This window comes from Halomonas sp. ND22Bw, from assembly GCF_003011945.1.
Lineage (GTDB): Bacteria > Pseudomonadota > Gammaproteobacteria > Pseudomonadales > Halomonadaceae > Halomonas > Halomonas halophila.
Genome location: NZ_PXWD01000373.1, coordinates 1 through 352 on the forward strand (window position 1 = coordinate 1; position 352 = coordinate 352).

Consider the following 352-nt stretch of genomic DNA (forward strand, 5'->3'; position numbering starts at 1 on the left):
CGTCGGGCCAACGGATGCGGAAGGCAAGGTCATAGCCTTCGCCGGTCGCGATGCTGCGCTCGACGGCGCGCTCCACGTCCGCCAGATCCTCTGGATGCACGGCCGCCATCTTCTCGGCGTAGGTGAACGGCAGGTTGGGATCGCGGCCGAAATTGGCCTTGAACCGATCCGACGACACCAGCTCGTGATCCGGAAGCGAGAAGCTGAACGTCCCGAGATTGCCGGCATCGAGCGCGAGCTGCTGTACAACGCCATCGCCGCCGATGCCGTCAAGCCGGAGCTGTATCGCAGATATCTGAACCTGCTTTGCGAGGTGATTGAAGTCGACGAGACCTTACTAGAACTGTCGACG

General features: G+C 61.9%; 1 protein-coding gene. It reads right to left on the reverse strand.

What is annotated here, in order from left to right; all coding sequences use genetic code 11:
* Nucleotides 1-178: PAS domain-containing protein (locus CVH10_RS27310; protein ID WP_181244493.1), on the reverse strand; the 178-nt coding region annotated here is incomplete at its 3' end.
* Between the last annotated feature and the right edge of the window lie 174 nt (nt 179-352).